This is a genomic window from Spirosoma lacussanchae (assembly GCF_005870035.1).
Taxonomy (GTDB): Bacteria; Bacteroidota; Bacteroidia; order Cytophagales; family Spirosomataceae; genus Spirosoma; species Spirosoma lacussanchae.
This window is the reverse complement of sequence record NZ_SWJG01000001.1, coordinates 519,405-535,697: the sequence shown is the minus strand read 5'-3', so window position 1 is coordinate 535,697 and position 16,293 is coordinate 519,405. Positions and strand designations below refer to the sequence as shown.

General features: G+C 56.7%; 11 protein-coding genes. 7 read left to right on the top strand and 4 right to left on the bottom strand.

Annotated elements, in window-relative coordinates:
• The first annotated feature begins 70 nt into the window (after nt 1–70).
• Nucleotides 71–1,312, top strand: coding sequence for an MFS transporter (locus FBR45_RS02155; RefSeq protein ID WP_138498916.1), 1,242 nt, complete (start codon nt 71–73; stop codon nt 1,310–1,312).
• A 136-nt stretch (nt 1,313–1,448) separates the two neighbouring features.
• Nucleotides 1,449–2,357: a manganese catalase family protein gene (locus FBR45_RS02150; protein ID WP_138498914.1), complete on the top strand. Its 909-nt coding sequence runs from the start codon at nt 1,449–1,451 to the stop codon at nt 2,355–2,357.
• A 118-nt stretch (nt 2,358–2,475) separates the two neighbouring features.
• Here FBR45_RS02150 and FBR45_RS02145 read toward each other — a convergent pair whose 3' ends face one another.
• The 4 genes from FBR45_RS02145 to FBR45_RS02130 all read right to left on the bottom strand — a co-directional run bounded on the left by FBR45_RS02145 (nt 2,476) and on the right by FBR45_RS02130 (nt 8,962).
• Nucleotides 2,476–3,615 carry a pyridoxal phosphate-dependent aminotransferase gene (locus FBR45_RS02145; RefSeq protein WP_138498912.1) on the bottom strand — a complete coding sequence of 380 codons (1,140 nt, stop codon included), beginning with the start codon at nt 3,613–3,615 and terminating at the stop codon, nt 2,476–2,478.
• Nucleotides 3,616–3,725: 110 nt separating this feature from the next.
• Nucleotides 3,726–4,178: a hypothetical protein gene (locus FBR45_RS02140; protein WP_246082080.1), complete on the bottom strand. Its 453-nt coding sequence runs from the start codon at nt 4,176–4,178 to the stop codon at nt 3,726–3,728.
• A gap of 61 nt (nt 4,179–4,239) precedes the next feature.
• Entirely contained in the window at nt 4,240–5,700 is a 1,461-nt protein-coding gene (locus tag FBR45_RS02135) for a SusD/RagB family nutrient-binding outer membrane lipoprotein (protein WP_138498910.1), read from the bottom strand.
• A 94-nt stretch (nt 5,701–5,794) separates the two neighbouring features.
• On the bottom strand, nt 5,795–8,962 hold the full coding sequence (locus tag FBR45_RS02130) for a SusC/RagA family TonB-linked outer membrane protein (protein WP_138498908.1): 3,168 nt from the start codon (nt 8,960–8,962) through the stop codon (nt 5,795–5,797).
• Nucleotides 8,963–9,098: 136 nt separating this feature from the next.
• Here FBR45_RS02130 and FBR45_RS26290 point away from each other — a divergent pair, with 136 nt between their 5' ends.
• The 5 genes from FBR45_RS26290 to FBR45_RS02110 all read left to right on the top strand — a co-directional run bounded on the left by FBR45_RS26290 (nt 9,099) and on the right by FBR45_RS02110 (nt 16,290).
• Nucleotides 9,099–9,251 carry a hypothetical protein gene (locus FBR45_RS26290; protein ID WP_171044818.1) on the top strand — a complete coding sequence of 51 codons (153 nt, stop codon included), beginning with the start codon at nt 9,099–9,101 and terminating at the stop codon, nt 9,249–9,251.
• A 322-nt stretch (nt 9,252–9,573) separates the two neighbouring features.
• Nucleotides 9,574–12,663: a SusC/RagA family TonB-linked outer membrane protein gene (locus FBR45_RS02125; protein WP_138498906.1), complete on the top strand. Its 3,090-nt coding sequence runs from the start codon at nt 9,574–9,576 to the stop codon at nt 12,661–12,663.
• A 13-nt stretch (nt 12,664–12,676) separates the two neighbouring features.
• A complete protein-coding gene (locus tag FBR45_RS02120; protein ID WP_138498904.1) occupies nt 12,677–14,221 on the top strand; it encodes a SusD/RagB family nutrient-binding outer membrane lipoprotein in 1,545 nt (514 codons plus the stop codon).
• Between the two features lie 18 nt (nt 14,222–14,239).
• Complete coding sequence (locus FBR45_RS02115) at nt 14,240–15,016, top strand: DUF4397 domain-containing protein (protein ID WP_138498902.1); 777 nt, start codon at nt 14,240–14,242, stop codon at nt 15,014–15,016.
• 134 nt (nt 15,017–15,150) lie between these two features.
• Entirely contained in the window at nt 15,151–16,290 is a 1,140-nt protein-coding gene (locus FBR45_RS02110) for a BamA/TamA family outer membrane protein (RefSeq protein WP_138498900.1), read from the top strand.
• Nucleotides 16,291–16,293: the final 3 nt, after the last annotated feature.

The window sequence follows — 16,293 nt, the reverse complement described above, 5'->3', positions numbered from 1 at the left end:
GCGGTTAGGACAGAACAGGCAGAATTGCTTAGCTTGCCCGGCCAAACCCTATCCCCTTCGCGCCCAGCCGATGAAAGTCCGATACCGCGTTCTAACCGGTTTATTTCTCCTGTCGACCATCACCTACCTCGACCGCGTTTGCATGAACGTAGTCAGCAAGTACGTGAAGGCCGACCTCCAGCTCGATAACCAGCAGTTCGGCTGGATTCTGGGGGCTTTCTCGCTCTCGTATGCCCTGTTCGAAATACCGACGGGTACGCTCGGCGACCGGATCGGGCCAAGACGGGTGCTGACCCGGGTGGTGCTCTGGTGGTCGGGTTTCACGGCCCTGACCGGCACCGCCTTCTCGTTTCTGTATCTGCTGGTGGTTCGGTTTCTGTTCGGCGCCGGTGAGGCCGGGGCTTACCCGAACTCGTCTATCGCCATTGCGCGCTGGTTTCCCGCTATTGAGGTCGGCCGGGCGCAGTCGGTCATCTGGGCCGCCGGTCGACTGGGTGGTGCGCTAACTCCGCTTATTGTGATTCCACTCGTCCACTGGGCGGGCTGGCGCTGGGCGTTTGCCATCCTCGGTTTCATGGGGGTTCTGTGGGCCATCGGCTGGTACGTGTGGTTCCGCGATGAGCCCGCTACCCAGCCCGGCATTAGCCCCGCCGAAGTTGACGAAATTGAAACCGGCCGGAACCTTCGGCAGACCGACCACCGTATTCCGTGGCAGACCATTATCCGTAACCCTGACCTCTGGGCGCTGATGCTGATGTGTCATCTGTTTTTTTACGGATCTTATTTCTTCACGAACTGGTCGTCGGTATATTTTCAGGAAGGCCGGGGCATGACCGAAGATCAAACCAAAAATTTCATTTCACTCTCGTACTTGCTGGGGGCCGTTGGCTGCCTGGCCGGGGGCGCGCTGAGCGATGTGCTCACCAAACGCTACGGCCTCAAGATTGGGCGCCGGGCGGTAGGCATGGGGGGGTTGGGGCTATCGAGTCTGTTTTTTCTACTGGCCGGCCTGACAACCGACAATCAGGCTGCAGGCTACCTGCTGGCCACCTGTGTGCTACTGAAGGACCTGGCTCTGCCGGTGGCCTTTGCCGTATGCGTAGACATTGGGCAGCGCAACGCCGGTACCGTTACGGGTTCCATGAACTTTGCGGGGCAGCTGGGTGGCTTTTTTATCACCATCCTATTCGGCATCATCGTTGAGCAAACCCATAACTTCAATTATCCCCTCTTCATGATTGCCGGCTGCCTGCTGGTCAGCGCTTTACTCTGGCTTAAGATCGACCCGACCCGGCCGGTGGCCATCCGGTAAATTGTGAGGTTCCGGTCTCCCCGGCCCGATATTCACCATGATTCACGTAAAAGGTCTTCTTTTTTATAACTAATCTCTATAGGTATAGTTGGTTTTATAGATACGCGTCATCTCTAACCAACAAACCCAGAGAGCCATGATATTAAAAATGGACCGGTTGCCGATCGAGCTACCTCGCCCCAACAACCCGTCGCCTAACAGCGCAGCTGCCGTGCAGGAGCTGCTGGGTGGTAAATTCGGGGAGATGTCGACCCTGATGAATTACACGTACCAGTCGTTCAACTTTCGGGGACGTAAGAAACTACGGCCTTTTTATGATCTGATCTGCTCTATTGCGGGCGAAGAATACGGTCATATCGAGGTAGTTTCGTACACGACAAACCTCCTGCTGACGGGCGTAAGCAAACGCGGCATGGACCCAACCACCACCCCGCTGGCCAACGGTGTAGATGCGCGTAATACCAGCCACTTTATAGCCAGTGGTCAATCATCCTTGCCGATGGATTCGATGGGTCGGTTCTGGTCGGGCGAGAACGTCTTCAGTAGCGGTAATCTCAAGCTCGACCTGCTCCACAATTTCTTTCTCGAATGCGGAGCCCGGGCCAACAAGATGCGCGTCTACGAAATGGTCGACGACCCAACGGCGCGGACCATGGTGGGATATCTGCTGGTACGGGGTGGTTTACACGTGGTAGCGTATGCCAAAGCGCTCGAGAAACTGACGGGAGTAGAGGTTACCAAACTGCTGCCCATTCCGGATCTGAGCAACGATGCGTTCCCCGAAGCCCGGAAGTTCATGGACGAGAAGCTTCACCTGCAGCTGTATACATTTAGCCAGGAAGACTACAAACAGGCCGGTCTGATCTGGAACGGGCCCCACCCCGAAGACGGGCAGGAGTGCGTAGTCATTGAAGGGGCCATACCCGGCTACCCGGTTCCCGACCTCGACGAAGAGCCGCAGCTAAACGCGCCCGGCGCCGACGATTTCGACCCGCAGATGTTTGCCGATATGGCCAAGAAGATGGGAATCGATTATAAATATTAACCGAGTCTCGTCATCCCAACGAATAAACAAGACGACAAAACCATAACTCGGAAGTGATCAGAAATGGAAAAAGGCACTGGCTAAAGTCAGCGCCTTTTTCCATTTCTGGAGTAGTCAATTACGATATCACTTTCAGCCCTTCTGCAAAGGCCTGCATCTGGGGCATGGTACCCAGGCTCACGCGGCACCAGTATTGACCGTCAAATTTCCACTGACGAATACTTACGCCCTGGCTCATCATCTTGGCTACGAAATCCTCGCCCTTCATCCGGATCGGGAACAGCACGAAGTTAGTGCCCGATGGCAGATAGGTATAGCCGTTGCTTTTCAGGGTTTCGTACAGGTACTCCCGCGCTTCGAGCCCTTTGGCCAGCGAATACTTGATAAAATCCTGATCGGTATAGCAGGCAAGACCGGCCCGGATGGTGGTCATTGTCAGACCGCCGGGTCCCCCGCCCCACTTGCTGATGGCCGCCAGCGTATCGGGCTGACCAACCAGGTAGCCCAGCCGCAAGCCAGCCATGCCGTAGATTTTTGAGAACGTACGCGCGACCAGCACGTTCTGGCCTTTTTTCACGTTGTCGATCACCGAAAATTTGGCCGGGTCGCTGGTGTAGTGAATATAAGCCTCGTCGGCAAATACCGGCTTCTTGGCCGACACCCGGTCTACAAACGCCCGCAACGCTACCGGATCGATGGTTACGCCCGTTGGGTTGTTCGGGTTGTTGATGTAGACCATGCTCGTATTGTCTCCGATGCGCTTTTCCATCTCGGTCAGGTTGTGGTCGTAGTTACCAGCCGTCAGGGGTACTTTTTCCCATTTGGCGCCGTGCTGAACCGCGGCCCGCATCAATTGTTCGTACGTAGGATCGGCCGAGATGATCGTACCGCCGGGCTTGGCATAGCTGTAGTGCATCGCAGCCGATATCAGCAGCGATCCCGAGCCGGGCGCCAGCAACACCTGTTCTTCAGCTACCCCTTCCTGCTCAGCAATCATCTTACGCAGCTGGGTAGCATACTGAAACGGATACAGGTAGCCTTCCTGCGCAGCATCGTTGATGGCTTTCAGCGCCTTGGGCGACGGGCCATAGGGGTTCTCGTTGGCCGACAGACGGGCTTTCATGGCCCCTTTGGGCGGCAGCACCGGCGCCGTTGGAGCGGCATCGAGCCATGGTTCACAATATCCGGCCTGTGCCGTTGCAAGACCTAATCCAGAAACCAGACCAGCCCGCAGCCAGTCACGACGATTGATTGACATAATTATTTTTTGAGTTATTGGTAATGGGGTTTCCTGTAACGGATATTGGTTTACGGCCAGCCGCTGCCCCAGGGCAATAAGCCAGCCGTAAACCAACCTCTGCTTACGTATTAGTTGACACCTTGTACTCGGGACAGCCGCGAGAAAGCCTGCCCTTTGTACTCGCCTGACCAGGTCAGTTGAACACTACTTCCCGCTCTTGGCGCCGTTACGCCCAGTTCAGCCCAGGTTTTTGTGAGGCTGGCTTTACCGGTTCCGTCGGTTTTGAGATCACCGAGTGCTTTCCCGTCGCGCGTGGTCAGCCTTACGGTCAGCGACGTCACCGGAATCGAATCGATCCCGACTTTATTATCCAGAATGCCACTTTTGTCGAGTTCGTAGATCCGCACGCCCATCACAACGGGCCCCGTCACTTTCTGCGATACCACGGGCTCGGCCGTCAGGCCACCCCCATCGCCGGTAGCGTTGTCGATCACAACCAGCACCGGAGCGGCTACACGGTCGATGAACGGATCGTCTTTCTTCATGCAGCCAGCCAGCGAACCCAGAGCCAGCAGTGCCATTATCGGGTAAATTCTATATCGTTTCATTGGTCGATAGTCCTTGTTTGTTGTACATGTGATTTTACTTCTCCGACCACCACAGTTTCGACTTGGTGTCGTTTTTACCGCCAATCATCTCGACGCCTTTCTTGTAGTTGGCTTCGTTCAGCGACACTTCTGAGCCCGGATAAGGCAGGCGGGTGGGCAGAACGCCGTCGTTCTCGAACACCGCGCGCGGATCTTTGGCCGGCAGCACCGGCAGGCCCGTACGGCGATACTCGGTCCAGGCTTCGAGGCCCTGGCCAAACAGCGCGATCCATTTCTGCTCCATGATTTTCTCTTTCGATACGGCCCCAACGGTTTTCAGATACGCGTCAGACACTTTCAGCCCATACTGATCGAACGAAGCGGTTATGCCTCTCTCGAAATAGCTCTGGGCCGACCCGCTGATATCGCCATCCTGAGCCGCTTCGGCCAGGATCAGGTTCAGCTCGGCAAACGTCATCACCACTTCAGGCGCAGTTTGCTGAATGAAATAGGAACCGATGTTCGAGCTGACACCCAGGTAGGTTGTGGCAACGGCATCGGGCAAACCGTTGGCGTGGCCGAGGTATTTACCATCCTTGTTGGGTTGAGCAAACACCGTCAGGCGGGCGTCGCCAAGTTCGGTGAGCCGGTCAACAAACGTTTTGCTCATATTCCAGTCCGTACGGCTGTCGTTGACCATCACCATGTACAGTTCGTTGCTGCTCGACAGGACCGTGGTGCATTTCAGGCTTGCGTTGTCGGCGTTGCTCGTGAAGATGGGGTACTTGGCCGGATCGCCCAGAATTTCGGCCATGATGGCTTTCGACTCGGCGGGTTTCTTAACCGCCTGCCGGTTAGCCAGCCGCAGCCGCAGCGAGTTGGCAAACTTCTTCCACTTGGTGATGTCGCCGTTGTAGAGAATATCGCCCGATACAGCCGAACCACCAACGGTCAGCTTATCGTTGGCCGTTTTTAGGTCGGCCAGCAGCCCAGCGTAGATCTTATCCATCGAATCGTAAGACGGACTGTAAACGGGCGTGTCGGTCGTGCCTTTGAGCGCTTCCGTATACGGAATTGGTCCGTACAGATCCGCCAGCAGCGAGAACGTCCAGGACCGCATCACCAGCGCAATACCTTCAAAGTTCGTATTCTGATAGGCGCCACCGGGCTGCGACAGGGCAATGATCCGCTGGTAGTTGACGAGACCGTCGTTAAACAGGGCTTTCCAGTTGTTATTGTAAAAAGCCGGGCTCAATCCGTAATTGTCGCCCTCGTTGGAGTAGATATTGCGCGAGAGGTACTGCATCCAGAGCATAGCCCCGTCCAGGTTGAGCCGCTCGAAGCGGGTTCGGCCACCCCAGGAGCGGTCAATAGTGTATTCGAGTGCGTACGGCAGCAGAAACTGCGGCCCAAGACTGGTTGGGTTGTTGGGGTCCACGTTCATCTTGTCAAATTCCTTGGTGCAGGAAGAGACCGTCAGAAGTGCCGCTATAGCGAGTAAGAATGTGCGTTTCATAGTTAGTCGTTTTCCGTTTTCAGCGTCCGGCTGGCGGTACTGGATGGCCTCGTTGCAACCTGTCCGGTACCGCGGCCTGGCGTGCCGATCCCCATTAAAAACTTAGATTCAGGTTAACCCCTACACTGCGCGACGAGGGTAGCTCGCCATAGGCAAAACCCTGCTGGTTACCACCAAACCGGTCAACTTCCGGATCGATGTGCGGGTGGTTGCTGAACAGCATCAGCAGGTTCCGGCCTACGACCGAAATCTTGGCCGAGCGGATAAACTTACCGGCCAGCAGCGAGGCAGGCAGGGCATAGCCGATGGTAGCTTCGCGCAGTTTTACGTACGATCCGTCGTAGATAACCGCTTCGTGGTACCGGCGTGGGTTGTTGTAGCTATAGAGGGTGCTGGCGGGCATGATGACCGTGTTAGGCACATACTGGGGACTCTCGGCCGTACCGATGTTGACAACCCCCTTGCCGATGATTCCTTCTTCGCGACCAACGGCCGTTTCTTCATACTGGCCTGTCCAGCGGGCGGTACCGGTTCCTTCATCGTAGAAGTCACCCCCCATTTTTACATCGACCAGGGCCGAAAGAACGATGCCTTTGTAGCTCAGCGTGTTCAACCAGCCACCGGTCCACTTCGGCTGAATGTTACCCAGCACTTTGGGGTCCGTAGCGACGACAGGCAACCCGTTCCGGTAAATGATCTGGCCATCCGGTGCCCGCTCGAAACCGATGCCGAACAGGGTGCCGTAGGGTTGGCCCACGCGAGCCTCGGAGTTAAGGCCCTGGCGGGTGTTGAGCACGTAGGTGGTCAGGCCGTCGGCGAGGGCGTCGACCCGGTTGCGGTTGCGGGCGAAGTTCAGCGTGGTTTCCCAGGTCAGGCCCATGGGCAGCCGCACGGGCGTACCGGTCAGTACGATCTCGACGCCCTGGTTGGTCAGCTGACCGGCGTTCAGAATCCGCTGGTTGTAGCCGCTGGCTTTCGAGATGTCAACGGCCAGAATCTGGTTGCGCGATGTCTGCTTATAGTACGTCACGTCCAGACCAATGCGGCCTTTCAGGAAACGCAGGTCAACCCCCAGCTCGGTACCGGTAGTAATTTCGGGCTTGAGCGTTGCGTTGGCGATGGTCGTGTTTTCGTAGAACTCAGGGATCGATCCGTTCCAGGAACCACCCGCCCGGAAGGTCTGGGCCAGTTGGTATGGGTCGGTGTCGTTACCCACCTGCGCTACGCTGGCCCGGATTTTACCGAACGACAGCACGTTGCTCTGAATGCCCAGCAGCTCGGTCAGGACCGCCGAGGCCGACACCGATGGGTAGAAATACGAACGGGCTTCGGTGGGCAGCGTGCTCGACCAGTCGTTACGGGCTGTAGCGTTCAGGAAGAGCGAGTTGCGCCAGCCGAACTCGACCGAACCGAATACGCTGTTCATCTGCGACTCCCGAATGGCACTTTCGGCCGTGTTCTGGCTCGGGTTCGAGTTGGCCAGGTTGTAAACGCCGTCTACGACCAGCTGACCCACCCGGGTGAAATTCCGTTTGTAGTAGTTGATGCGCTGTACGCCCCCCAGCTGCACGGTCGTAGTCAGCTCAGAGGTGATGTTTTTGTTGAAGGTGAACAACAGGTCGTGGTTCGTCTCCTGCCGGCGCAGCACCTCTTCCGAATACTGGCCCGGCGTCTGGTTCCCGTTCCGAACCCGCTCAAAGTTGATGATGTTGATCCGCGTATCGGACCAGTAGTCGGTACCGCTCCGCAGCATGACACTCAACGACGGCAGGATTTTGTAGTTCAGGGCGATGTTGCCTACCAGCCGGTCTTTATCGTTGGTGTAAGGCAGTAACTCGGTCAGGTAGTAGGGGTTGGTAAAGAACGTATGCTGCCAGTTCGGCGGATCGGTATCGGCCGGGCGACCGGGTAGCGCACGCTGGATGTGCGTAGCCGAATAATCGCGCCAGTTGCGGATCTTGGTCCAGTCGGTCTGGCGGTGTGCCCAGATAAACTGCTGCCCTTCCTGGTAGCCCCGGTTACCGCCCGATTTTACGTACTCGGCCGAGACCGATACGTTTAGCTTGGGTGTGAAGTTGTAATTGGTGTTCAGCTTATAGTTATTCCGGAAGAAATCATTGTAATACATGATGCCATCCTGGGTGAGCCGCCCCACACTCAGCCGAAAGTTCCCTTTATCGTTACTACCCGACAGCGCCACGTTGTTGGTAAACGTTTTACCCGTTTGCCAGTAATCGGCGTAGTTGTTGGGTGCTGGCGTCAGAGGTGCCACTTCGGTACCGCTCCACCAGTGGCGAACCAGACGCCCGTCCATAGGCGCGCCCCAGCTTTCGTCGGTCCCTTCGGTGCCGCTCAGCGGAGCCAGCGGACCATAGGCGGCCCGGTACTGCGCTATTTCGGCCGGGTTGGTGATGGCCCCGCTCCAGCCGTCGGTATACCAGGTGCGGTAACCGTTACCACCGGCATAGGTATTCTGAAACTGTGGGGTAATCCAGGGGCGCTCGAACGTGGTGTTGGAGTTGATCTCGACCCCAATTCCTTTGGTACCCGCACCCGATTTTGTCGTGACCAGGATAACCCCGTTAGCCGCCCGCGAGCCGTACAGAGCAGCCGCGTTGGGCCCTTTCAGTACGCTGATATCCTGAATGTTGTCCGGATTGATTTCAGAAAGGCCACCACCAAACTGTTTTTCGCTGGTTTGCTGGATTGGTACCCCGTCTACAACGATCAGGGGCTGGTTGTTACCCGAGATCGAGGCTGCGCCCCGAATCTGAATGGCGGAGCCGCTGCCGGGACCGCCGTTGCTGCTGATGCGCAGACCCGCTACTTTACCCGACAGGGAGTTAGCTACGTTGGTGGCCCGGGCTTCGGTGAGCGAACCGCCTTTGATTTCCTGCACCCCGTAGCCCAGTGATTTTACTTCTTTCTTGACCCCGAAGGCCGTTACGACCACTTCGGAGAGCGAGCGCACGTCGGACCGGAGGGTAAAATCCAGTACCGACCGGCTACCAACTTTCATTTCTTCGGTCATGAACCCAATGGAGCTGAAGGTCAGAACAGCCTCGTCGTTGGGCACACTCAACGTATATTTTCCTTTTGAGTCGGTCGTGGTACCGACCGACGTCCCTTTCAGCACGACGTTCACGCCCGGTAGCGGCCCCTCCTCGGCCGAACTCACCGTGCCCGTCAGCAGACGGGACTGCGCCTGAGCGGTTAGTCCGGCCAGGCACCAGAAAAGAGCATAGAGTAATAGTTTTCGCATGTTAGTTAGGTTGTTTTAACGAGTTGCCTGCGCCCGGTCGTCCAGGCGATGCCGAATACTAGCCGCCCGATCCGAATCGCCCGAAACCAACCGGGCGCAATGCAACCGCTTCTGCAAACCGTGGGGTCGCAGATACATGAAGTACATTCAGCTAAAAGGGTACGTGTTGCTGCCTCGGCCTATCCACACGCGCATGGATCAGGAGATGGGCAACGCTCGTTCTGACAGCATCCCGTCCAGCAGACGGCTAGCTATACTCCTGACCGTTCGCCGGGCGAAACGGAAGTAGGATGTCATCGACTGCCCCACAAGTGCGGCCAGTGAACAGTCGATACGTGAAGTTGTTCTGTTGTACTAAAAACGATGTACCAAATATAGGCCCTTAATCAAATATCCAAATAACATTTTGATAAATTTTATCGATACATCAATAATATTCTACATAATCATACTTTATCAGAATATACTACAAGTCTTGGAGAAAACTTTTTCTTGCTTTAGTCCTACTTTAATTTCTTTCTGTAATAATCCGATCATAGTTGTATATCTATAGATTTAGGGGCAATTTTGACCCCGTTTTCCATACAATTCTTATTCTCTCCTAATTGCTTATGACGTTATTTGTACGCAGTATACTCCTCATACTGCTTTGTTCATCAACATTCCTGGCTGCGCTGGCTCAGGATCGGACGATCTCAGGTCGGGTCACGTCGGCCGACGATAACCAGCCTATTCCCGGAGCCAGCGTGGTGGTGCGCGGCAGCACACGGGGCACAACAACCGACGCGAACGGTAACTTTCGCATCCCGGCCACCCGCGGTCAGGTACTTCGGATCAGCTTTATCGGCACCACTACGCAGGACGTTACCATCGGCAATGCCGACGTGATCAACGTGGCGCTGAAGCAGGAAGCCAACGCGCTGAACGAAGTCGTGGTTACCGCACTCGGTATTGAGCGGGAGAAACGTCAGCTGGGGTATGCCGTTACCGAAGTAGCCGGTCAGGATCTGGCCAACTCCCAGCGCGACAACTTCCTAAACGCCATTCAGGGCCGGGTGGCTGGGGTGCAGGTCGGCACATCGAGCGGTATGCCGGGCTCGTCATCGTCGGTCATTATCCGCGGTATCAACTCGCTCAGCGGTAACAACCAGCCCTTGTATGTGGTGGATGGTATGCCGATCAGCAACAATACGATCTCAAGCAACAACTTTGCCTCGTCGCGGGCGGCATCGGGTCAGTCGACCGAAAACCGAACGGTCGATTTCAGCAACCGGGCGCAGGATATCAACCCCAACGACATTGAAACGATTACCATCCTCAAAGGCCCCGAAGCTGCCGCCCTCTACGGGGTCGAAGCCGCCAACGGTGCCATTGTGATCACTACCAAAAAAGGTCGGTCGGGTCAGGGCCGTATCAGCTATACCAACAGCTTCACCTGGCAGCAGACCGGGCCGCTGCCCAAAACCCAGCGCGTTTACGGGCAGGGTAACAACGGCGTCAGCAACAATACCAACTTCAACGCCTTTGGGCCGCGGATTCCGGAAAACGACACCTTGTACAATAACGCCGAGAATTTTCTGCGCACCGGCACCGGCCAGCGGCATAATCTCTCGTTCGACGGCGGTACCGATCGGTACACGTACCGGCTATCGGCGGGATATACCAGCTCGGAGGGCGTTATTCCAACCACTGATTACAAACGACTCAATATTACCCTGGGCGGTACGGCCAAACTGACGGATAAACTCTCGCTCGAGTCGACGATTCAGTACATCAATACCGACAACCGGAAGGTATCCAAAGGAGCCAACAGCTTCCTGATCGGGATGCTCTCCTGGCCCGTTACCGACGACATGAGCAACTACCTCAACCCGGACGGATCGCGTCGGCGGGCTACGGTAGGCAATACTGAAGTAGAGAACCCGTATTTCGACATCAACAAGAACCTGCTGCGCGACCGGGGCAACCGGGTCGTTACCAACGTGGGCGGTAACTATACCGTAGCCGACTGGCTAACGCTGTCGGCCCGTGTCGGTCTGGATGCCTTCTCGACCCAGTACCTGATCAAATACCACCCCGAGTCGAACCGGTCGGGCGGTGTCATTGGCGGAGCGCTCGACCAGGCAACCGACAACAACCGGACGCTTACGGCGCAGTACTTTGCCACGCTGAAACGCACCTTCGGCAAACTGGATGCGTCGCTGCTGGTTGGTCAGGCCATCTACGACTACCGATACGAAGTGCTGGCCACCCGGGGCGAAAAATTCCTCGACCCCAACTTCACCTCGATCAACAATACCGATCCGCTGACGCAGAAATCGCTGTCGACGCTTCGGCAACGGCGGCTCATCGGGGCATTTGCCAACGCTACCTTCGATTATGACAATACTGTTACGCTGACCCTGACGGGCCGTAACGACTGGTCGTCGACATTCCCGATTCAGAACCGCTCGTTCTTCTACCCGTCGGCTTCGCTGAGTTTTGTATTCACCGAACTGCTGCCCGATGGCGGCTTTCGCAAAGCGCTGAGCTACGGCAAACTGCGTTTCTCGGCCGCTCAGGTGGGTAAAGAAGCCCCCGAATACGCCACCACGCAGGCGTATGAGAACCAGACCACCACGGGCGGTGGCTTCTCGTACGGTTTCACGGCGCCCAACCCGGTGCTGCGGCCCGAAAAAGTGACCTCCGTAGAGGTAGGTACCGAACTGAAGTTTTTCAACGGCCGGTTTGGTATCGATGCGGCTTACTACCGCACAACGAGCATAGCCCAGATTATTCGCGATCTGCGCATCAGCTACGGAACCGGCTTCGTGCTGAAAACCATCAACGGCGGTAAACTCTGGAACAACGGAATCGAACTATCGCTGACGGCCGAGCCGATCCGGCAACCGAATTTCGGCTGGAACACGACCATCAACTTCACCAAGACCGACAGCCGGCTTGAGCAGCTGGCCCCGGGTCTGACCGAGTTCTACAATTCTGACTCAAACGTCTACAGCAACATCCGTAACGGATCGCGGCTGGGCGGCCCGCTGACCACCCTGACCGGAAACAGCTACCTGCGCAACACGAAAGGCGACATTCTGATCAGCCCCTTGTCGGGTCTGCCCCTGACCGAAACCGTCTGGAACGTCGTGGCCGACCGCAATCCTGACTTCGTGATCGGTTTCCTGAACTCGTTCCGCTACCACGACCTGTCGCTTAACTTCCTGTTCGACATCCGGAAAGGGGGCGATGTGTATAACGCCACCGAGTCGTATCTGTACCGCACCGGCCTGAGCACCAAAACGCTCGACCGCGAAACACCCCGCGTATTTACGGGTGTGCTGAAAGACGGGCTCGAAAACTCCGATACCCCTACCCGCAATTCGATTCAGGTTGTTCCTTACTACAACAACAATTTTTACACATCGCTGGCCGACGAGACCTTCATCGAGCGCGACATCAACTGGGTTCGGCTGAAGGAAGTAACGGTACGGTATAACCTGCCGACATCGGTGCTGGGTCGGTCGCGGATATTCAAATCGGCCAGTGTGTTTTTCACGGGCAATGATTTGTTCCTGCTGACGAACTACACCGGTGGCGATCCGGGCGTAAACGCGGTCAACACGGCTACGGGTGGCTCGGGCGGCTTCGGTATCGACTTCGGTAACCTACCCCTGCCCCGGGTATTCAACGCAGGTATTAACATTGGCTTATAACGTATCAACAACCATGCAGTACAAAAAACTAACCGGACTCCTGCTAACTGGCCTGGCCCTGATGCTGAGCAGTTGTAACGAGTATCTGGATATAAATAATAACCCCAACAACCCCGATAAAGTCGAGGCTGCTCTGTTGCTGGCTCCCATCGAGAATCAGTACGTTTTGGGTATTCAGTTCGATGCCCGCTACATTGGCTCTTATGTGCAGAACTGGCATAACGCAACCTCGGGCGTTGTCTGGGATGCGCAGGGCTACGCTCCGTCGTCCGATGCGGGTGGCGAGCTGTGGCGCAGTGTCTACTGGAAAGGAGGCCGTAACCTGCTCAACCTCATCGACGATGCCCGCGCGGGTCAGAAGTGGGACTATCTGGGAGTTGGCCTGCTGATGCAGGCCTGGGGCTGGCAGATGCTAACCGACGTACACGGTGAGATTATTCTGTCCGAAGCCTACGACCTCGATCCGAACAAAAACACCTTCGACTATGACCCCCAGGAGGCCGTATACGCCCGGGTGGTCGAGCTGAGCCGCGAAGCAATCCAGAACCTGAACCGGGCCGACGGGGCCGTATCCCAGGCCGCTCTGGCCCGGGGCGACGTCCTCTACAAAGGCGACCGCCTGAAATGGAAGAAGTTTGCCTACGGCCTGCTGGCAATCAATGCCCATCACCTGTCCAAAAAGGCCAGCCTGTACAAACCCGACCAGGTGATTGCCTACGTCGACAGCGCCTTCACGAGCAATGCCGACGATGCGCTGTTTACCTTCAACGGTCTCAGTACCGCCGATGCCTCGTTCTTCGGCCCGGTGCGGCAAAACCTGCAGGTATACGGCCAGTCGACGTTCATCACCCGGCTGCTCGACGGAACCAATACGGCCTTTGGTGGCGTAAAAGACCCACGGCTCCCGATCATGCTGGCCGCCAGTGGCGACGGTCAGATCCGGGGCATTACCATCGGTCAGGGCCAGTCGACCGCAGCCAGCGTTCCGCTGCCTACCCGCGTGGTAAGTCCTTGGGGTACGCAGCTGGGTATTAACCCGCCCGCTGGTACAACCGGCCGGTACATTTTCACCGACCGGGGGCCGTTTCCGCTCATGACCTACGCGCAGCTCCAGTTCATCAAAGCCGAAGCCGCCTTCATCAAAGGCGACAAGGCAACGGCGCTGGCGGCTTACCGCAAAGGCATCGAAGCCCACCTGACCGCTCCTTACGTAAACGTATCGGCTACCGATCGGGCGGCCTACCTGGCCAACCCAGCCGTAGTACCCACCGCCGAAAATCTGGCGCTGAACCAGATCATGCTGCAGAAATACATTGCGCAGTGGGGATGGGGTTTCCTGGAGCAATGGGCCGATATGCGCCGGTATAACTACGATGCCAACGTATTTACGGGGCTGACCCTGCCGACTACGTTCTACATCAATAACAACGGCAAAACGGTACAGCGGCTGCGTCCGCGCTACAACTCAGAGTACGTCTGGAACGCCGATGCACTGGCCAAGATTGGCGGTCTCGAACTTGATTTTCACACAAAACCGCTGTGGTTCACCCAGCCGTAACCGCGATTTTCTCTCATTATGAAGCATACATTCATTCAGTTTATTGCCCTGGGCGCGGCCGTACTGCTCGGCTGGTCGTGCGAAAAGAACACCCTGACGCTCCCCATCGAATCTGTAACGGGCGGAGCGCGAGTCAAGCTGATCCATGCGGCTCCTGAAGCGCCGGGCGTCGATCTGCTCATTGGCGGTAAAAAATTCAGTGGTTTTACCCCGGCCGGCGCGTCGACGACCAGCCCCGGAACACCCGTTCCGATCCGATACGACAATACCTTTCCGGAGCGCGGTGCCAACTACACCATCGTACCGGCGGGCGCATCGGAAGTGACCATTACGGCCCCCGCCACCACCACGGCAGGTAGCGCGACCGTGATCAGTACCCAGAACCTGACGCTCGACGACAACAAATACTACTCCCTCATCGTAGCTGGCAGCGCGGCCCGGCAGGAAGTGGTCCTGGTCAACGATGATTTCAGCGCGGCTCTCGATCCGACTAAGTTTTATGTTCGCTTCGTGAACCTGATTGCCGGTCAGAACTACGACCTCGCCCTGGCGAGTGCCAATGCGCCGGCGCTGGTAGCTAATCTGCCCTACAAAGGCGTGTCGCCGTTTGTGCCGGTCGATGTAAGTAACAATGCATCGTTTGTCCTCCGGGCATCCGGCTCTGTAACCCCCGTCGGCACTGCTCTTTCCTTTACCAATACCGCTAACGGTCGGGTACTGACTATCTACGCACGAGGCATTGCCGGCCGCACCGGCACCGTTGCGCCTGGTATCAATATCTACACGAACCGATAGTTTACTAATTTTTCTATTTCGACGCGCTCTGACTCTAGGGTCGGGGCGCGTTGCCATTTCCGGCATACCTGTAGCTGAACGAAATCCGGTTTTGTGAGTTACTCGTATATAACCGGGCACCTGTTCATGGCCCTATGGGGTATCGCACTTATATATGTATCTGGCTGATTTGTATTGGCGGATTCGGTCTGGCCATTGCCCAGTCTCCTGATTCGACCCAGAAATCTACGCCCCAAAAAGCGTTCAGTCTGTTTCCAATTCCGGTTGTTTATTACACGCCCGAAACCCGGTTTGCCTTCGGAGCGGCCCTGTCGGCCACGTTTCGGTTCCGGCGCGACCATCGGCAGGTGCTGGCCGATACCGGACAAACCACCCTGACCGACCCTGACCGGCCGCGCCCCTCCAACGTTCAGTTCATCGGGGCCTATACCCAGAACCAGCAGATTTTGCTTTATTCACCGTTTCAGATTTTTTATGATCAGAATCGGTATTACATCTACGGCGAGGCTGGCTACTACCGCTATACCTACAACTTTTACGGTCTGGGCCTCCGCGAAACCCCGGCCGAAACCTACGGAGTCGATTTTCCGCGTATCCGGCTGAATGCGTTCCGGCGGGTTCGGCCAAACCTGTACGCCGGCCTGCGGTACGAGTACGAAAAATACACCATTACCTCGGTCGAACCCGACGGACTACTGGCTACAGGTACGGTCCCCGGCGGGCTGGGCAGCCGCATTTCCGGCCTGGGGCTCGGCCTCTTATACGACACCCGTAACACCATTTTCTACCCCGACCGGGGCATCTTCGCCAACATCTCGTACCTCGGTCATGGACGCGCCGTGGGCAGTGAGTTCAGCTACAACCGCTACGTAGCCGATGTGTCGTTATACTACTCTCTTACCCGCCGGGCCATTCTGGCCGTCAACTCGGTCGTCAGCCTGACGGGCGGCACCGCTCCGTTCAACGCCTTATCGCTGCTGGGAAGCGGCAAACGGCTGCGCGGCTACTACGAAGGCCGTTACCGCGACGAAAATATGGCCCTCCTGCAAACCGAATTGCGGCTCAACGTCTGGAAACGGCTGGGTGCGGTGGTATTCGGCGGGGTTGGTATTCTGGGTGATAGTAATGAATTCCTGCGGCCCGGCGCGCCCAAGGTGGCTGCCGGGGCCGGCCTGCGCGGACGCATCAACGCCGATGGCCTCAACGTTCGGGTTGACTACGGCGTCGGTAATCGATCAACAGGTCTCTATGTAACAATTGGTGAAGCGTTTTAACCG